The organism is Frateuria sp. GZRe12 (genome assembly GCF_051900535.1).
Lineage (GTDB): Bacteria > Pseudomonadota > Gammaproteobacteria > Xanthomonadales > Rhodanobacteraceae > Frateuria_A.
The window spans coordinates 311,628-329,241 of sequence record NZ_JBHZGI010000003.1; the positions used below are offsets into that span (position 1 = coordinate 311,628).

9 protein-coding genes and 1 pseudogene are annotated in these 17,614 nt (G+C 70.2%); all 10 read left to right on the plus strand.

Annotation, left to right across the window (positions count from 1 at the left end; all coding sequences use genetic code 11):
- Positions 1-67: 67 nt before the first annotated feature.
- The 10 genes and pseudogenes from tssK (at position 68) to ACFWZ4_RS10055 (ending at position 17,603) form a co-directional block, all read left to right on the plus strand.
- Positions 68-1,405, plus strand: a complete 1,338-nt coding sequence (tssK, locus tag ACFWZ4_RS10010; RefSeq protein ID WP_439704534.1) for a type VI secretion system baseplate subunit TssK — start codon at positions 68-70, stop codon at positions 1,403-1,405.
- A gap of 28 nt (positions 1,406-1,433) precedes the next feature.
- Positions 1,434-2,741 (plus strand): type IVB secretion system protein IcmH/DotU, encoded by a 1,308-nt coding sequence (gene icmH, locus ACFWZ4_RS10015; protein WP_439704614.1) that lies wholly within the window; start codon positions 1,434-1,436, stop codon positions 2,739-2,741.
- Positions 2,742-2,745: 4 nt separating this feature from the next.
- Positions 2,746-6,258 carry a type VI secretion system membrane subunit TssM gene (gene tssM, locus ACFWZ4_RS10020; protein ID WP_439704535.1) on the plus strand — a complete coding sequence of 1,171 codons (3,513 nt, stop codon included), beginning with the start codon at positions 2,746-2,748 and terminating at the stop codon, positions 6,256-6,258.
- A 2-nt stretch (positions 6,259-6,260) separates the two neighbouring features.
- Positions 6,261-7,814: a type VI secretion system-associated protein TagF gene (gene tagF, locus ACFWZ4_RS10025; protein ID WP_439704536.1), complete on the plus strand. Its 1,554-nt coding sequence runs from the start codon at positions 6,261-6,263 to the stop codon at positions 7,812-7,814.
- Entirely contained in the window at positions 7,811-8,536 is a 726-nt protein-coding gene (locus tag ACFWZ4_RS10030; protein WP_439704537.1) for a PP2C family protein-serine/threonine phosphatase, read from the plus strand. Before tagF ends, ACFWZ4_RS10030 begins: the two co-directional genes overlap by 4 nt.
- A 16-nt stretch (positions 8,537-8,552) precedes the next feature.
- A pseudogene (locus tag ACFWZ4_RS10035) lies at positions 8,553-10,244 on the plus strand (protein kinase domain-containing protein); the annotation flags it as partial.
- 385 nt (positions 10,245-10,629) lie between these two features.
- On the plus strand, positions 10,630-11,316 hold the full coding sequence (locus tag ACFWZ4_RS10040; RefSeq protein WP_439704538.1) for a hypothetical protein: 687 nt from the start codon (positions 10,630-10,632) through the stop codon (positions 11,314-11,316).
- 61 nt (positions 11,317-11,377) lie between these two features.
- Positions 11,378-15,073 (plus strand): protein kinase domain-containing protein, encoded by a 3,696-nt coding sequence (locus ACFWZ4_RS10045; protein WP_439704539.1) that lies wholly within the window; start codon positions 11,378-11,380, stop codon positions 15,071-15,073.
- Positions 15,070-15,384, plus strand: coding sequence for a hypothetical protein (locus ACFWZ4_RS10050; protein WP_439704540.1), 315 nt, complete (start codon positions 15,070-15,072; stop codon positions 15,382-15,384). Before ACFWZ4_RS10045 ends, ACFWZ4_RS10050 begins: the two co-directional genes overlap by 4 nt.
- A 521-nt stretch (positions 15,385-15,905) precedes the next feature.
- The gene (locus ACFWZ4_RS10055; protein ID WP_439704615.1) at positions 15,906-17,603 is read left to right on the plus strand and encodes a ShlB/FhaC/HecB family hemolysin secretion/activation protein; all 1,698 of its coding nucleotides are present in this window, start codon (positions 15,906-15,908) and stop codon (positions 17,601-17,603) included.
- Positions 17,604-17,614 lie beyond the last annotated feature (11 nt).

Here is a 17,614-nt window from a genome sequence, read left to right on the forward strand (position 1 = left end):
CGCGGCCGTGGGGTGCGTCCAGGGACGCGAGGCGCCCTAAAAGCAACCAACAGCAGACAGGTCGGTCATGACGCAAAACAACAAAGTGGTATGGAGCGAGGGCCTGTTCCTGCGCCCGCAGCACCTGCAGCAGCAGGAACGCTACTTCGAGCGCTTCGTCGAGCTGCGCGCCGGCGCCCTGCGGCCCTACGCCTGGGGCTTCCAGGAACTGGAGCTGGAGCCTGACCTGCTGGCCATCGGCAAGCTTGGTATCCGCCGCGCGAGCGGCATTTTCCCCGATGGCACGCCGTTCTCCATGCCCGGCGACGACCCGCTGCCGCCGGCGTTGGAGGTCGACGCCAACTGGCGCGACCAGACCGTCTACCTGACCCTGCCGCTGCGCACGCCCACGCAGCCGGAGAGCGGGCGGCCGGAAGCCCCGGCCGAGCGGCTGTTCCGATACCGTGTGCGCGAGACCGAGGTACGCGACAGCTCCGGCAGCGTCGAGGGCATGACGCCGCTGGAAGTCGGTGGCATGAGCACGCGCCTGCTGCCGCAGTCGCAACCGATGGAAGGGCTGGCGCAGATCCCGGTCGCGCGCATCGTCGAGTGCCGCGCCGACCGTCGCGTGATGCTGGACGAGGCGTTCATGCCCACGGGCCTGAGCTGCCAGGCCGTACCGCGACTGGTGACCTTCCTTACCGAACTGCTCGGCCTGCTGCACCAGCGCGGCGAGGCGCTGGCCAGCCGCGTGGCGTTGACCGACCGTGGCGGCGCGGCGGAGATCGCCGATTTCCTGATGTTGCAGGTGGTCAACCGCTACCAGCCGCTCGTCGCGCACCTGGCCGAGGCGCCGCTGGAGCACCCGGAAGCCTTCTACCGCACGCTGGTCGCGATGGCCGGCGAGCTCACCACGTTCACGGCGCCGGGCAAGCGTCCGCCGATGTTCCCGCCGTACCGCCACGAACTGCTGCGGGAGAGCTTCGAACCGGTGATTGTCTCGCTGCGCAACGCGCTCAGCGCGGTGATGGAACAGACCGCCATGCCGATCCCGCTGCAGCAGCGCAAGTACGGCGTGTGGGTGGCAGTGGTGCCCGACCTGACCCTCATCGACACCGCGGCCTTCGTGCTCTCGGCCAAGGCCGACATGAAGTCCGAGGACCTGCGCCGGCAGTTGCCCGCGCACGCCAAGATCGGCCCGACCGAGAAGATCCGCGACCTGGTCAACCTGCAATTGCCCGGCATCGCGGTGCAGGCGATGCCGGTGGCGCCGCGGCAGATTCCCTACAACGCGGGCTACCTCTACTTCGAGTTCGACAAGCACTCGCCGATGTGGCGCGAGCTGAAGACCTCCGGCGGCATCGCGTTCCATTTCGGCAGCGAGTTCGCCGGCCTCGACCTGCAACTTTGGGCCATCCGGAGCTGATGCCATGAGCGGTCCCTTCGACGAGGACATGCGCGACGCCACCGTGGTGCGCCCTCGCGGCGCTCCGGCCCCCGCCGCGCCCGTGGCGCCGCCACCGGCCGCCCATGTGCCGCCGCCGGCCGCCTATGCTGCTGCAGCCCAACCGGCGCGCGAGGAGGACATCAGCGGTTTCCTCGGCGGCGGCATGAACCCGCTGGTGCAGGCGGCCAGCCCTCTGCTGCTGCTGGCGGTGCAGTTGCGCCACAGCGTCACCGCGCCCGACGCCGCGCGCCTGCGCGAACAGGCGACCATGCAGGTACGCCGCTTCGAAAGCCGCGCGCAGTCGTCCAACCTGCCGCAGCAAACCGTGCTCGCGGCGCGCTACGTGCTGTGCACCATGCTCGACGAGTCGGTGCTCAACGCGCCATGGGGCGAGCACAGCGGCTGGGCGCAGCAGACCCTGCTGGTGGCCTTTCACAGCGAGTCCTACGGCGGCGCCAAGTTCTTCCAGATCCTCGAGCGGTTGTGCTCGGATTTTTCCAAGCACATCGACCTGATCGAGCTGATGTACATCTGCCTGGCGCTCGGCTTCGGGGGCCGCTATCAGATCGAGGCCGGCGGGCGCGCGAAGCTGGCCGACATCCAGGAAGACCTGTACCGGCGTTTGAAGGAGCAGCGCGCACCGGCCGCGCAGGAACTGGCGCCGCACTGGCGTGGTGTCGAAGACCGGCGCAACCCGCTGGTGCGCTACGTGCCGCTGTGGGTGATCGCCACGGCTGCTGCCTGCGTGCTGCTGGCCGCGTTCCTGTTCTTCTACACCCGGCTCAACGACGCGGCCTCGCCGGTCAACGCCCAGCTCGCGCGGATCGGGCTGGAAGGCGCGGCGCCACCGGATACGGCGCACCGTCCCGCGCCCGAGCGCAAGCGCCTGAAGCAGCTACTGGCACCCGAGGAACAGGCCGGGCTGCTGACCATCGACGAGCAGCCGGACGGGCAGGCGATGCTGCGCCTCTCCGGCAACGCGATGTTCGCCTCCGGCGGCGTCGACGTGAACGAGCGCCAGTTGTCGCTGCTGCACAAGATCACCGCCGCGCTCAACCAGGTGTCCGGTCGCGTGATCGTGATCGGCCACACGGACGACCAGCCGATCCACTCGCTCAAGTTCAAGGACAACTTCGCGTTGTCGGCGGCGCGCGCGCAGTCGGTCAGGCAGATCCTCACGCAGGGCCTGGACAACCCGGGCCGCATCGAATCGACCGGCGCCGGCGCCTCGCAGCCGATCGCGCTGCCGCCGGACCTGCCGGACAACCGCACGCGCAACCGCCGCGTCGAAATCAAGTTCATTCCGGAGGCCTGACGCCGTGGCGAAGTTGCTGAGCCTTTTGAAGTCCGCCTGGTTCGTCACGCTGATCGGCGTGCTGCTGCTCTCGGTGCTGGTGTGGCTGGGCGGCCCGTACCTCGGAATCGGCGATTCGCAGCCACTGGCCAGCCCGGTCGCGCGGCTGCTGCTGATCATGGTGATCGTGCTTGCCTGGGGTGCCTGGCTGCAGGTGCAGGCGCTGCGCGCGCGCGGCAAGGCCAACAAGATGTCCGGCGAGCTGGCCGGGCAGGGCGGCGCGGCGCCCGCCGGGGGCGGCGACAACCGCGGCGCGGGCGAAGGCGCGCAGCTGCAGGGCCGTTTCGCCGAAGCGGTGGAGATGCTGCGCAAGCGCCGACGCGGCAACCTGTATGCGCTGCCCTGGTATGTGGTGATCGGCCCGCCGGGCTCTGGCAAGAGCACGCTGCTGCAGAATTCCGGGCTCAACTTCCCGTTGTCCGAGCGCTTCGGCAAGGAAGCGCTGCGCGGCGTCGGCGGTACCCGCAACTGCGACTGGTGGTTCACCGACGAGGCGGTATTCCTCGACACCGCCGGCCGGTACACCACGCAGGATTCGGACCGCTCGGCCGACGCCACCGCCTGGGGCGAGTTCCTCAAGCTGCTGCGCCGCTACCGCAAGCGCCGGCCGATCAACGGCGTGATCGTGGCGATGAGCCTGTCCGACCTGATGGTGCTGGACGATGCGGGGCGGCAGGAGCACGCGGGTGCCATCCGCCGCCGCCTGGACGAACTGTCCGAGCACCTGAAGATCGGCGTGCCGGTCTACCTGGTGCTGACCAAGTGCGATCTGGTGGCCGGCTTCGGCGAATTCTTCGACGACATGAACCCGGAGCTGCGCAGCCAAGTCTGGGGTGTGTCCTTCCCCTTGGGCAAGACCATGGAGGGAAGTGCCGCCAAGGCGTTCGCCGACGAATACCGGCTGCTGCTGGACAGGCTCAACACGCGCACGCTCGACCGCCTGCATGCCGAGCGCGACCGCAGTCGCCGCGCGGCGGTGCTGTCGTTCCCGCAGCAGCTGGCGGCGCTGGGCGAGACCGCGCGGCAGTTCGTCGAGGGCGTGTTCGCCGGCCATGCCTACGGCACGCCGCCGCTGCTGCGTGGCGTCTATCTCACTTCCGGTACGCAGGAAGGCACCCCGATCGACCGCATGATGGGCGCGGTCGCACGCACCTTCGGGCTGGACGCCGCGCGGGTGAACCCGCAGGGCGCGCAGCGACGTACGTTCTTCGTCGAGCGACTGCTCAAGGAAGTGCTGTTCCGCGAGTCCGGCCTGGCCGGCACCAACCCCGCCATCGAGCGGCGCAAGGTTGCCGTGCAACTGGCGTCCTACGCCGGCATGGCGCTGCTGACCGTGCTGTTGTGCTTCGGCTTCGCCACCAGCTATGCGCGCAACCGCGCCTACCTGGGCCAGGTGCAGGACGCGCTCAAGGGTTACCCCGCAGGCGTCGATCTGCCGGCCAGCGCCACGCCGAAGGAATACTTCGCCAAGGTGCTCGACCGCCTCGAAGCGCTGTCGGCCGTGCAGCAGACGGCCACGCCCGAAGGCGGCGTGCCGATGTCGATGCGGCTGGGCCTTTACCAGGGCAAGGCGGTCGGCGAGGACCTGCACGCGGCCTACTTGCGCGAGCTCAATGCACTGTTGCTGCCCGGCGTGGGCGCGCAGTTCCGCGGTGGCCTGGCCGCCAGCGCGTCCGATCCGCAGGCGCTGTACTACTACCTGAAGGGCTACCTGATGTTGGGCGAGCCCCAGCACCTGGATGCCGACGAACTGGTGGCCCTGGCCAACCTGGAATGGCGCAAGGTGTTCCCCGACGAACCGGTGCTGCAGCAAGCGCTGGCCAAGCACTTCCAGGCGCTGGTCGAGGAGCCTGGCCAGTTGCGCGCCCTGCCGCTGGACGCGGCGCTGGTGGAGCAGGCGCGCACCACGCTGCGCACGGCGGACCTGTCGACGCTGGTCTACGGCAGCATGAAGCTGTCGGCCGAAAGCACCGGCAAGCCATTGCAGCTGGACAAGGAACTGGGCCTGCTCGGCAACGTATTCCGCCGCCAGAGCGGCAAGCCGCTGTCCGATCCGCTACCCGCGCTTTACACGCAGCCGGTGTTCGCCATCGAGGCGGACAAGGGCGTGGAGGAGGCGGTCAAGCAGTTTGCCGCGGACGACTGGGTGTTCGGCGCCGAACCGATCGATGCGCTGGCGCAGGCGCGCCTTTCGCGCCAGGTGCTGGCGCTCTACGAGACCGACTACATCAACGCCTGGGACGCCCTGCTTGCCGACCTGCAACTGCAGCCGGCGGCCAGCATCCAGGATGCCAGCACCATCGCCGCCAAGCTTTCGGGCCCGAGCTCGCCGCTGAAGTCGCTGCTCAAGCTGGTGCGCGACAACACCAGCGACATGTTGCGCACGCCGGCGCCCGACGCGGGCGACAAGGCCCTGGATGCAGCCAAGGATGCGGCCGCCAAGAAGGCCACGCAGAACGCGCTCGGCCGGGCGCTGGCGAAGGTCGGCGGCGGTGCCGGGAGCGCGGACGAAACGCCGCCCGGCAGCGCCATCAGCGCGCACTTCGACACGCTCAACAAGCTCAGCGAAGGAGCGCCCGGCGCCGCGCCGATCGACCAGACGCTGGCCGCGCTCGACCAGTTGAGCAAGACGCTGCTCACCATGACCGACTTCAGCGACGCGGCCGGCCAGCCCAATCCACAACTGCTGATGGCGCAACAGGCGGCCGCGCAGCTGCCGCCGCCGGTGGCCGGCTGGGTCGCCTCGCTCACCGGAAAGAGCCAGGCGCTGGTCGCCAGCGGCACCAAGGGCGCGCTCGACGATCAATTCCAGCAGGCCGCGGCGCAGGATTGCGCGGCCTTCACCCAGGGCCGCTTCCCGTTCTCGCCGAGCAGCCGCAACGACATCCCGGTGCAGAACTTTGGCGAGATGTTCGGCTACGGCGGGCGCTACGACGGCTTCTTCAAGCAGACCCTGGCCAAGCTGGTCGACACCAGCGGCCGCAACTGGCAATGGAAGAGCGGGCCGGGCGCGGTCAGTGGTTCGGCCTCGATGCTGGCGCAGATGCAACTGGCCGACAGCATCAAGCAGATGTACTTCCGCAACGGTAGCCCCACTCCCGAAGTCGGCTTTACCCTGCTGGCGCCTGTGCTGGCGCCGGGTATCGGGCACTTCGCCATCGCCATCGACGGACAGACCTTCGATTACAAGCCCGGTGGTACCACCAGCATGGCAATGAAGTGGCCCGGACCGACCCCGGGACAGGTCAAGGTTTCCGCGTGGGACACCGCCGGCAACCTGCTCAGCAGCTACGACTACCAGGGCGACTGGGCGTTCTTCCATGCCTTGCAGGCGGCGCAGCTCTCGCGCCAGTCGGACCTGCGCTACCAGGCGCACTTCGACTTCGGCGGCCAGGCCGTGCAACTGGTGGTGCAGGCCAGCAACCTGAAGAACCCGTTCCTCAACACGCAGGTGCAACGCTTCCGGTGCGGGGGCTAGCCATGTCCGGGCCGACAGGGGGCGGGACAGCCAGCGTGGGTTTCTTCGGCAAGTTGCCGGGAGCAGGGGATTTCGTGCAGCGGCGGTTGCCGATGGCATTCGTCGAACGCTGGGACCGCCACTTCGAACAGGCGGTCTTCGCCAGCCGCGAAGCACTGGGCCAGGACTGGGCGGCGGCCTATCGCGCCAGTCCGACCTGGCGGTTCGTGCTGTCGCCGCAGGCGTGCGACGAGGGTGCCTGGGCCGGCGTGTTCGGCCCCGCCGACGACCGCGTCGGACGCAGTTTTCCGATGGTGCTGGCCGCGCCGGTCGCGCCCGCGCAGATCGAGCCGCTGTTGCGCGACGGTGCCGGCTGGTTCGATGCGCTGGCGCGCGTCCATGCGCGGGGCCAGCGCGGCGCGCCGTTGGATGCCGAAGGCTTCGACGCCCTGGTGGCGGCGCTGCCCGGCCCCTCGGCCCACGCGCCCGTGCCGGTCGACCCGTCCGAGGGGATCGACTTCAGCCGCGCGACGCACTGGCGCCTGCCGGTGCCGGAACGTGCCATCGATACCGATGCGCTGGTCGCGCTGTGGCGACGGCTGGCGGGCCACGGTGGCCCCTGGTGCCTGTGGTGGAGCGAGGGCGCCGGCCGCGTGCCGGCCGGCGTCCTGGCCACTCGCGGCCTGCCGGCGGCCGACGCCTACGCGGGCTTTCTCGATGCGGCCCGCTCCGGTGCGTGGCAGACACCCCTGGGCGGCGCCGCGCCGCATGCCGTGCCGGTGGCTCCCGCTATTGCCGAACCGCCGCCGGCTCCGGCTCCGGTGGTCCGCGATGCTGATGACGACGTGACCGTGCCCGGCTTCGTGCGCCAGGCTGGGGCGTCGGCGGCGCCGGTCGCGGCACCGGCATTCAACACCGAACTGTCGGTGCAGACCGCGCCCGGCGCAGCCGTCGTGCGCCACCCGGCCTGCGCGCTCACCCTGGTGGCGGCCGACGTGGGCCTGGCCGATCCGCGCCGTCGCGCCGCATCCGCGGTCGCCAGCGTCGGTGCCGAGATGAGTGCAGCGGACGAGGCCGCGCCGGGCACGCACGCGCTGCGTGCCCGCCTGATGGCGCTGCATCCGCTGCTGCGCCATGGCCGCGTCAGCGAAGACGGCGCGGTGGTAGCCGCGCGCGTCGCCGGTCCGCAGGCCGGGCTGCTGCGGGTGGGTGCCGCGGGAGCGTGGCACTGGCGCGGTGGCCGCGTGCGCCCGCTGTTCGCCACCGCGCCCGCGCAGCCATCGCTTCCCGGTGGCGGCGAACTGGACGACCTGTTGTTCGGCGGCAATGACGCGCCGACCGCGCCTGGCTTGGGCGCCGAAGGCATGCCCGGCTGCGAGCAGGTCGCCTGCGAACTGATGCCCGGCGACCGCCTGGTGCTGCTGGCCGGCGTGGCACACACGCAGCTCTCGCAGGCCACGCTGGCGCAGGCGCTCGCCGCCAGCACGCCGCAGGACGCGCAATTGCGCCTGGCCCAGGCGTTGGGTCCCACCCATTCGCGGCCCTGGCCGCTGGCCGTGATCGAGGTGCAGCCATGACCGTGCGTTACCAGTCCGCGGGGCATACCGACACCGGCAAGGTCCGCAAGCACAACGAGGACGCGATCCTGGTGCGCGAAGACGTCGGCCTGTGGGTGGTCGCCGATGGCCTGGGCGGCCATTCGGCCGGCGACTACGCCAGCGGGTTGATCGTCGAGCGGCTGGGCTCCCTCCCGCGAAACGGCGACGTGTTCGACTTCGTCGAGTCGATCGAAGACACGCTGGCGCAGGTCAACAGCGAACTGCGCCAGGTCGCCGCGGCGCGTGGTGTCGACCTGATCGGCTCGACCGTGGTGGTGCTGGTCTACGATCCGGACTTCATGCTGTGCGGTTGGGTCGGCGACAGCCGCGCCTACTGCTTCGAGGACGGGCGACTTCGGCAGATCACCCGCGACCACGTGCATGGGCTGAAGGAGGAAGTGACCCAGTTCGCCGGTGGGCCCGCGCCCGCAAGGCCGCAACCGGGCGCCGGCGTGCTGACCCGTGCGATCGGCGCCGAGGACCGGCTGTTCGTCGACTGGGTCGTGGCCGGCAACCGCTCGGGCATGCAGTTCGTGCTGTGCTCCGATGGCATCAACAAGGAAATGTCCGACGAGGAGATCGACGCGCAGTGCGCGCGCCCGCAGCCGCCGGGCGACTTGCTGCAGGGGTTGTTCGCGCTCGCCATGGGGCGTGCTGCGCGCGACAACGTATCGGCCGTGGTCGTGCGGTTGCAGGGTTGACGCGACGATCATGGCCATCCCCTCGCTAAGCGCGCTCATCGAGGCCTACCAGGCGGGCGAGCTGTCGTTGCCGGCATTGCTGGTCGACGCATTGGCCGCGCGCGGCGCGGTTCCCGCGGATCAGCATGCGGACGAGCTGCGCTGGCTAGCGCGCATGCGCGAGGAGGGCAGCCTCGATGTGGGTGTGGCGCAACTGGTGATCGAGCGCCTGGAGGCACTGCAGCGTGCCGGCGAAGAAGTTGCGTCGGTCCTGGCCATGGCCGATGCCGACGAGGCGACCTGTGTCATGCCGTCGACACGGCCGACATCGACCAGCGTCGCTGCAGACCAGGCAACCGTGGTCAAGCCGGCTACCCGGCCGGAATCCACCCGCACCGGCGCTACCGGCTCGCGCACCGCCGGCGGCACCGGCAGCGTCGACGCTGCCGGTTGGCAGCAACTGGCTGGCGTGGCCGATGGCGAGCGGGCGACGATCGGCATGCTGCTCAAAGGTCGCTTCCTGCTCGAGCGCGAGATCGGCCGCGGCGGCATGGGCGTGGTGTTCCTGGCGCGCGACGAGCGCAAGGTGGAGGCCCGCGACCGCGATCCGTACGTGGCCGTGAAAGTGCTGAACGACGAGTTCCGCCGCCATCCCGATTCGCTGATCGCGCTGCAGCGCGAATCGCGCCGCTCGCAGCAGCTGGCGCACGACAACATCGTGCGCGTCTACGATTTCGACAAGGACGGCACCATCGTCTTCATGACGATGGAGTATGTGGACGGCTCGGACCTCAAGACGCTGATCCGCGAGAGCGCCTTCCGTGGCCTGCCGCTGGCCAGGGCAAGGCCCTTCATCGAGGGCATGGCGCGTGCGCTCAAGCGCGCGCACGACGCCGGAGTGGTGCACTCGGACTTCAAGCCCGGCAACGTGATGGTCACGCGCGAGGGCATGCCGAAGGTGTTCGACTTCGGCATCGCGCGCGCCGGCAAGCAGCCGGGCGAGGTCGCCGAGGACCAGACGGTGTTCGACGCGGGCCGGCTCGGCGCGCTGACGCCGGCCTATGCCAGCCTGGAAATGATCCAGGGCCGGCCGCCGCAGCCCACCGACGACATCTACGCGCTGGGTTGCGTCGCCTTTGAACTGCTCACCGGCAAGCACCCGTTCGACAAGGTGAGCGCCGAGGTGGCGATGCGCGAAGGGCGCAAACCGCCGGTGGTGCCCGGGCTGACCCGTCGCCAGTACAAGGCGTTGTGCGACGCCGTGGCCTTCACTGCCGACAAGCGCCTCAAAAGCGCTGACCTGCTCGTCGAGGGCCTGCGCGACATTGGCTTTGGCGAGCGCCTGGGGCGGCCGCTGGCGTGGACGGTGATCGGCATCCTGCTGCTGGCGGTCGTGGGCTGGGGCGCGATCGGCCAGTGGCGCGCGCGCCAGGTCGCCGAGGTCGCCGCGCGATTCCAGCCAGCCAACCCGCAACACTTCGGCGACGAAGCCGAGGCCGCCGCCGCGCTCGACCAACTGGGCGAGGACGGACGCAAAAAGCTGATGCTCGACCAGGGCGACCAGGTCCAGCAATTCCTGCTCAGCCGCGTCGATGCCTACTGGAACCCGGCGCAGGGGCGACGCGATTACGCCGCGGCCGAGCGCGTGCTCGAACTGCCCGCGCGGCTGCACCTTTTCCTGCCGCGGCTGGATCTCAGGCGCGCCGCCGTGGAGAAGGAAAAGCAGGAGCTGGACCGGCCGGTCGCAGTGAAGGCGGCGCCAGCGCCGCCGCAGGAGCGCACACCGCCGTCGCCGGTCCCGCAACCGGAATCCAGTCCACTTCCGGCAACCTCGCAGGCCTCGATTCCAGCGAAGACGACGTCTACCCAAAGGCCGCCGGTCGCCCCGCAATCGTCCGGTCCTTCCACACGCATGCAGGAAGTCGCCGCGGGCCTGCTGCGCGAGGGCGAGCGCAACTTCTCGCAGCAGAACTATTCCGCCGCCATCGCCAACGCCAAGGCCGCGCTGCAGGTGAATCCGGGCGATGCGGCCGCCAGACGCCTGCTGCGCCGCGCCCAGCAAGCGCAGCAGAACGCCATGAACAGCATCTCGATCAACTGAGGAAGGACTCGCCATGCATGACCGAATCCGCGGTATCAGCCTTCTGGGTGCAGCCTGCGTGCTCGCCCTGGTGAGTGGTTGCGCGCAGATGGGCGGACTAGGGATGCCCGCCGCCAACACCGGCCGCACGAACGCCAGCGAACCGGCATCGCCCGAATGCAATCCGGCGGTGGGCGGCGCCATCGGCGCGTTGGCCGGCTCGATGTTCGGCAAAGGCAAGGGCCACCTGGCCGGCGCCGCGATCGGTGCCGGCATCGGCGCGTTCGCCTGCGTGGCCTACAACTATCACGCGCGCAAGGTCAGGGACGCGCGCTCGGTCGAAGACCAGTACCGGCACGACCGCGGTGCCTTGCCGGCCAGCAACACCATCAGCGCCTACCAGACCGCGCTGCTGCCAGGCGAAACGGTCCGCTCCGGCAGCAAGGCGGCGATGCAGTCGCGCGTCACGCTGGTGCGCGGCACGAACGACATGGCGCCGCAACTGAAGGAACAGTTGACCCTGTTCGCGCCGGACGGCCGCCAGCTGACCACCGTGACCAAGGACGCCACCGCCATCGATGGCACCGGCGAGTACGAGACCAATTTCGATTTCAGCCTGCCCAAGGGCATCCAGGACGGTCGCTACACGATGCGCTCGGCGCTCTTCATGGATGGCCAGCAGGTGCGCACCAACGAAGTCCCCATGCTGGTGGTCAGCTGACCCGGATCACCCGCACACGCCGCCGTAACGGCGCGGCTGTCGCACCGACGAAGAGCTTTGCATGAACACGCTTGCCGAACTGATCGCCGCCTTCCGCAACGGCCACCTGCCGCTGCCCGTGCTGCTCGATGCACTGGGCCGCCGCGGCTCGGTGCCGGAGGATCGCCACCACGACGAACTCGCGCTGTTGCGCCGCCTGCACGACGAGGGCGAACTGGATGCGGAGATCGGCCGCGTGCTGCTCGACCGGTTGATGGCGGCGCAGGTCGTGGCCGAGGACATCTCCGTGGCCGACGATGCCACGGTGGTGGCACCGACCGGGGCGGTCATGGAGGGCGATGCCACGATGGTCGTCCCGGCCCCCGTTGCCCGCGGCGCGTCCGAAGCGATGGGCGACGCCACCGTGGTCATGCCGACGTCGCGTCCGCCCGCGCCATCAGTCGACGAAGCGACCGTAGTGATGCCCGCCTCGCGCGGCGAGGCGATCGAGGACGCGCAGTCCACCGGCACCCAGTCCGGCACCGGCACCGACTCCCATTCGGGCAACAGCGCCAGCTGGGAGCGCCTGGCAGGCGCCGAGGGCGGCGACCACGCGCACGTCGGCATGCTGCTCAAGGGCCGCTTCCTGCTCGAGCGCGAGATCGGCCGCGGCGGCATGGGCGTGGTGTTCCTGGCGCGCGACGAGCGCAAGGTCGAAGCGCGCGACCGCGATCCCTATGTCGCGGTGAAAGTGCTGAACGACGAGTTCCGCCGCCATCCCGATTCGCTGATCGCGCTGCAGCGCGAATCGCGCCGCTCGCAGTCGCTGGCGCACGACAACATCGTGCGCGTCTACGACTTCGACAAGGACGGGACCATCGTCTTCATGACGATGGAGTACGTCGACGGCTCGGACATGAAGGCGCTGATCCGTGAGCGCGCCTACAACGGCATGCCGTTGGCCAAGGCCCGACCGCTGATCGAGGGCATGGCCTGGGCGCTCAAGCGCGCGCACGCCGCCGGCGTGGTGCACTCGGACTTCAAGCCCGGCAACGTGATGGTCACGCGCGACGGCGTGCCGAAGGTGTTCGACTTCGGCATCGCGCGCGCCGGCAAGCACATGGGCGAGGCGGTCGGCGAACAGACCGTGTTCGACGCCGGCACGCTGGGCGCGCTCACGCCCGCCTACGCCAGCCTCGAGATGATCCAGGGCGAGGAGCCGACGCCGAGCGACGACCTTTACGCGTTGGGTTGCGTGGCGTTCGAGCTGCTCACCGGCAAGCACCCGTTCGACAAGGTCAGCGCCGAGGTGGCGATGCGCGAAGGGCGCAAGCCGCCACTCGTGCCGGGGCTCACCCGCCGCCAGTACAAAGCGTTGTGCGACGCGGTTGCGTTCCGCGGCCAGGACCGCCTGCGCACCGCGCAGGACTTCGTCGAAGGCCTGCGCGAAATCGGTCTGCGCGAGCGCATCGGCCCGTACCTGGCCTGGGGCGCTGGCGCCCTGGTCGTCATGGTCGCTGGCGGCTGGGGCGGAACGCAGTACCTGCACCAGCGCAAGGTGGCGCAGGTGATCGCCCGTTTCGCGCCGGGCGACGCACACCGCTACGCCGACGAGGCCCAAGCCGTGGCCGCGCTGGATACCCTCGGCGAGGAGGAGCGCAAGCGCCTCGTGCTCGACCAGAGCGATCTCATCCAGCGCTTCCTGCTGACCCGCCTGGATGCGTACTGGAATCCCGCGCAAGGCCGTTACGACTACGCCCGCGCGCAGCAGCTGTTCGCACTGCGCGACCAGCTCAAGCTGTACTCGCCCGAGTTGGACATCCGCCGCAGCGCGATGGACCAGCAGAAGAACGAGTTGCTTAACTCGCTCGATACCCAGCTCGCCCAGCGCATCGAGGCCGGCGCGATCTTCGCCGACCAGCCGGACAACGCGATTGAGACGCTGGAAAAGATCCGCGCCATCGACCCGACCAGCAGCCTGCTCAAGAACGCCGAACTCGAACTCAAGTACGACATCGCCATCGGCGATGCGATGGCGCAGCACCACGGCGACCAGGCCGCCGCGCACCTGAAGCAGGCGCTGGCGCTGTTCCCCGATTCGGCCCGCCTGCAGCGCCGGCAGGCCCAGCTCGATGCGATAGGCACGGGCGCCGCCGTGGCGACCACCCCGACGGCCGCCGCGGCGACCAGCCTGCCAGAGGCGCGCACCGCCCTGGCGGCGTTGATCGCCCGCCCGGAAGCGAGCGCTGACTGGCAACGTCAGGTCGCCGCCGCCGTGGCGCCGCTCAAGGGCGATCCCTCGCCGCAGACCCGCGCGCTGGTCGACCAATTGGCCACCGCCATCGCCCGGGTCGCCGACCAGCAGACCGATGCGCTGCACCTGCCACAGGACCAGGCGCTGGTCGACTTCGGCCTCAGCGTCGCGCCGCAGTCGACCGCGCTCAAGAGCGAGCATGATCGCCTGGCCACGCTGGACAAGCAGCAGCAGGATCGCCTCGCGCAGGAAAGCGCGGCAGCCGAGGTCACCGCCCGCATCGAGTCGGTCAAGCGCGCCGCCGCGGCGGGCGACACCGGCAAGGCGCAGGAATCGCTGGCGCGCATTCGCACGCTGGCGCCGCAGCATCCGTTCCTGGCCAGCGAAGGCCCGCAATTGCTGGCCGACGCCTACCTCGGCCAGGCGCGCGAGGCCTTCCGCAAGGGTCGCTACCAGGCCGCCGCCGATGTGCTTGCACGTGCCACCGGCCTGCTCGGCCAGCGCGCCGATCTCGCCAAGGCCGGCGCCCGCTACGGCCTGGCGGCCGATCTGGTGAAAGCGCGCGGCCAGGCGGTTGCCTCGACCGATCTCGATCGCATGCGGCGGCAGCTGGCGCAGGTAAAGCATGCCGATGCCGACGCGCTTGCCACGCTCGAGGCGGACATGAAGCTGCGCGGCCAGTTGGGTGAAGGTTCGCTGGCTGCCTTGCTGGACTCGCTCAAGCCGACCACGGGCGCGACCGCCACACCGGTCTCGCCGATCGCCGCGCCGGTGCCCGCCACGGACAACACCGCGACTCCGGCCCCAGGCCATGCGCCGGCAGCTGGCCAGCCCACGGCCGCGGCAGGGAAGGGCAGTCCGGCGGTGATCCGTCCGGCTCCAGCCACCGCCACTGCCGGACCGACGTCCGATCCTTGCGCCGCTCCCGAACTGGTCGGCGCGGGCCGCGCCTGCTTCGACACCATCGACGGCAAGCGTGGCCCCGCGCTGGTGGTCGTGCGTGCCGGCGGCAGGACACTGGCGATGACCCGCTCGGAAATCACCATCAACGAGTACAACCGCTATTGCGCGGCCACCGGCAAGTGCAGCGCCATCACGCTGGAAGACCGCTCCGCGGGCAGCCTGCCGGTAAGCAACATCAGCGTGGCCCAGGCGCGCGCCTACGCGGCGTGGCTCGGCAGCGCCAGCGGCCACGTCTACCGCCTGCCGACCGATGCCGAGTGGCTGGCCGCCGCGCGCGCCGGCGGCGGCTGGAAGCAGGCGACGGACAGCAACTGCATCCCGCCCACCGCCGGCGCCGACGACGGTAGCGGGGCACCGATCGCGGCGCGCGGACGCAGCCCCAATCCGTGGGGTCTGATCAACCTGACCGGCAACGTCTGGGAATGGGTGGACGGCGGCGCCGCGGTCCGTGGCGGCAGCTACACCAGCTACTGGTCCGACTGCACCGTCGACAGTCGTCGCGCCGACGGCGGCGGCGCGCAGAAGGACGTCGGCCTGCGCCTGGTGAGGGAGGTGCCATGAACGAGCGCGAGCACATCGTCAACCGAGACCTGAGCCTGCTCGACGAGGCCCACTACGGCGGCCGGATCGCGCGCGCCGAATACCGGGCGCGCCGACGCAATGTGCTGGCTGCCTTGCGCGACAGCCATGGCATCACCGCCCGGAATGCCCTCGTGCAGCCGCCGCGCGCCGCGGAGGCTCGGCTCGACGACGACATGTTGCCGGTGCTGCTGGGCGGGGGCGCGCGCTCGAGCCGGATGTTGCTGGCCGTGTTTGCCGCCGGTGCGCTGGTGTGCGCCCTGCTGCTCGGCCTGCTCTTTTTTGCCGCCTGAAATGTGAATGTCTGATGAGTAAAGCGTGAACGAAAACGACCTCTAATGGGCGGTTTTGTTGACGCAGTTCGCACTACTGGGTGAGGGCGCGTGTTTGCGCGGCCCGCCAGCGGCCGGGCCCGAAACCCGGCCGTTGGCGCTGATGCGGTCGCCGGCAACCGGCACCGCGCCAAGGAACCGGTCATCAAGAGGGGAATGTCGTGCGGATTGCTTGCCTCGCAGCAGCGGTGGCCCTTGCCTTGGCGGGCGGGGACGCCTGGGCCCAGACCTCGCCGCCCCCGGCGCCGGCCCCGGGCGCGCCGGCGCAGGACATCCTGGTCAGCGGCGTGCCGACCGAGGGGCCGCAGGCCGCCCAGGTGCAGGCGCTGATCCAGGCCGAATACCAGCAGGCGCTGGCGACCGCGGGCGCTTCCTCGCTCGACGCGGGGCAGCTGCAGGCGGCCGCCGTGCTGATCACTACCCGGCTGCACGCGGCCGGCTATCCCGAGGCCCACGCCTACCCGCCAGGACAGGTGCTCGCGGTGCATCTGGGCGCCGGTGCGACGCCCGCCGCGACCGTGGCGCAAGCCCTGGCGACGCCCACGGCGCCGGCGCCTGAAGCCGCCCCTGCCGCCCCTGCCGCCGCGGTACCGCCGTTGCGCGAGCGCGAGGCCGCCGGGGCGCAGGAGCAGACCCTCACCGTGCACGGCTTTCGCGTGCAGGGCGTGGGCGACCATCCTGAGGATGGCATCACCCCGTCGACCGTGCAGGCGATGGTCGATGAACAATTCGCCACGCTTACCGGAGGTTCCGGCAAGCCGGCCCAGGCCAACTTCAGCCAGTTGCAGCAGGTGGCCGACCGCATCACCGATCGCTATCGCAAGGCGGGCTACATCGTGGCCACCGCGTTCGTGCCGGCGCAGGACGTGGGCAGCGACGGCATCGTGAAGCTGGGCGTGCTGGAAGGCACGATCGGCAAGGTCGTGGTCAAGGGCACCTCGCGCTACCGGTCGGGCGTGATCGCCGCGCCGGCCGAGAAGCTCAAGGGCCAGCCTCTGCGCAAGCAGGACATCGACTCGGCGCTTCTCTACGCGCGCGACTTGCCAGGCGTGACGGTGTCCTCCACCTTCCAGCCCGGCGCCAGGACCGGCCAGACCGACCTGGTGATGGTCGCGCACGAGGCCAAGCGCCCATTCACCTTCACGCTCGGCGGCAATAACTACGGCACGGAACTTACCGGTCGCTATCGCGCGCAGGCGGGCGCGGCGTGGAACAGCCCGCTGGGCATCGGCGACCAGCTCACCGCCAACGTGGACTACGCGCTCGACCCACACAGCAACGTCTACTACGCACTGGGCTACCGCTTGCCCACCGTGGTGGTGCCGGGCCTGAGCGGCGTGATCGGGGCCACCCGCAGCGAACTGCAGATCAACAGCGGCGCGTTCGCCGACCTCAAGGTCCGCGGGCCGACGTCCTCGACCTACGCCGGCGCGGACTGGAAGTTCGTCAACACCGACGACGTCTCGATGCAGACCTCACTGCGCTACATCCGCGAGAAGTCGCAGTTGGGTGCGCTCGGGGTGAAGCTCTCGGACGAGCGCTTCGACGTGGCGGAACTGGGCTTCGGCCTGCAACGCACCGACCAGCGCCTGCGCGGCCTGGACGTGGTGCAGGGCAGCCTGCGCAAGTCCGTGCGCGACGACTCGGTCGAGCCGGACCTGGTCAGTCCCGACCACGACAGCAACTTCCTGCTGGCGCGGCTCTCCTACACGCGCCTGCAGTTCCTGACCCGCTCGCAGCGGCTCTATTTCAAGCTCGGCGGCCAGTACACGCGTGACGCGCTGCCGCCGCTGGAGCAGTTCGTGATCGGCGGCCCGGACAGCGTGCGCGCCTATCCGATCGCCGATGCGCTCACCGACCGCGGCTGGTACAGCTCTCTGGAGTACCACATCGACGCGCCCGGCCTGGGCGATCGCGTCTCGCCGTTCTACGACCGGCCCTGGCGCGAGTTGCTGGAAGTGGAAGTGTTCTACGACTTCGGCCGCGGCTACGCCTCGAACCACCGCGACGGCAACAACCCGGTCGAGCGGCTCGAGGGCATCGGCGCGGGGCTGATCTTCCGCATCCCGCGCTTCCACCACTTCGAATTCCGCCTGGACGCCTCGGTGCCCACCGGCAGCCGCGACGCTTCGGACAAGAGCGGCTACCACGTGTACTCGCGCTTCGGCTTCACTTTCTGACGGGCCATACC

Coding starts and splice junctions, on each gene's coding strand:
- tssK (WP_439704534.1), top strand. CDS start 68: ATGACGCAAAACAACAAAGTGGTATGGAGCGAGGGCCTGTTCCTGCGC.
- icmH (WP_439704614.1), top strand. CDS start 1,434: ATGCGCGACGCCACCGTGGTGCGCCCTCGCGGCGCTCCGGCCCCCGCC.
- tagF (WP_439704536.1), top strand. CDS start 6,261: ATGTCCGGGCCGACAGGGGGCGGGACAGCCAGCGTGGGTTTCTTCGGC.
- ACFWZ4_RS10030 (WP_439704537.1), top strand. CDS start 7,811: ATGACCGTGCGTTACCAGTCCGCGGGGCATACCGACACCGGCAAGGTC.
- ACFWZ4_RS10040 (WP_439704538.1), top strand. CDS start 10,630: ATGCATGACCGAATCCGCGGTATCAGCCTTCTGGGTGCAGCCTGCGTG.
- ACFWZ4_RS10045 (WP_439704539.1), top strand. CDS start 11,378: ATGAACACGCTTGCCGAACTGATCGCCGCCTTCCGCAACGGCCACCTG.
- ACFWZ4_RS10050 (WP_439704540.1), top strand. CDS start 15,070: ATGAACGAGCGCGAGCACATCGTCAACCGAGACCTGAGCCTGCTCGAC.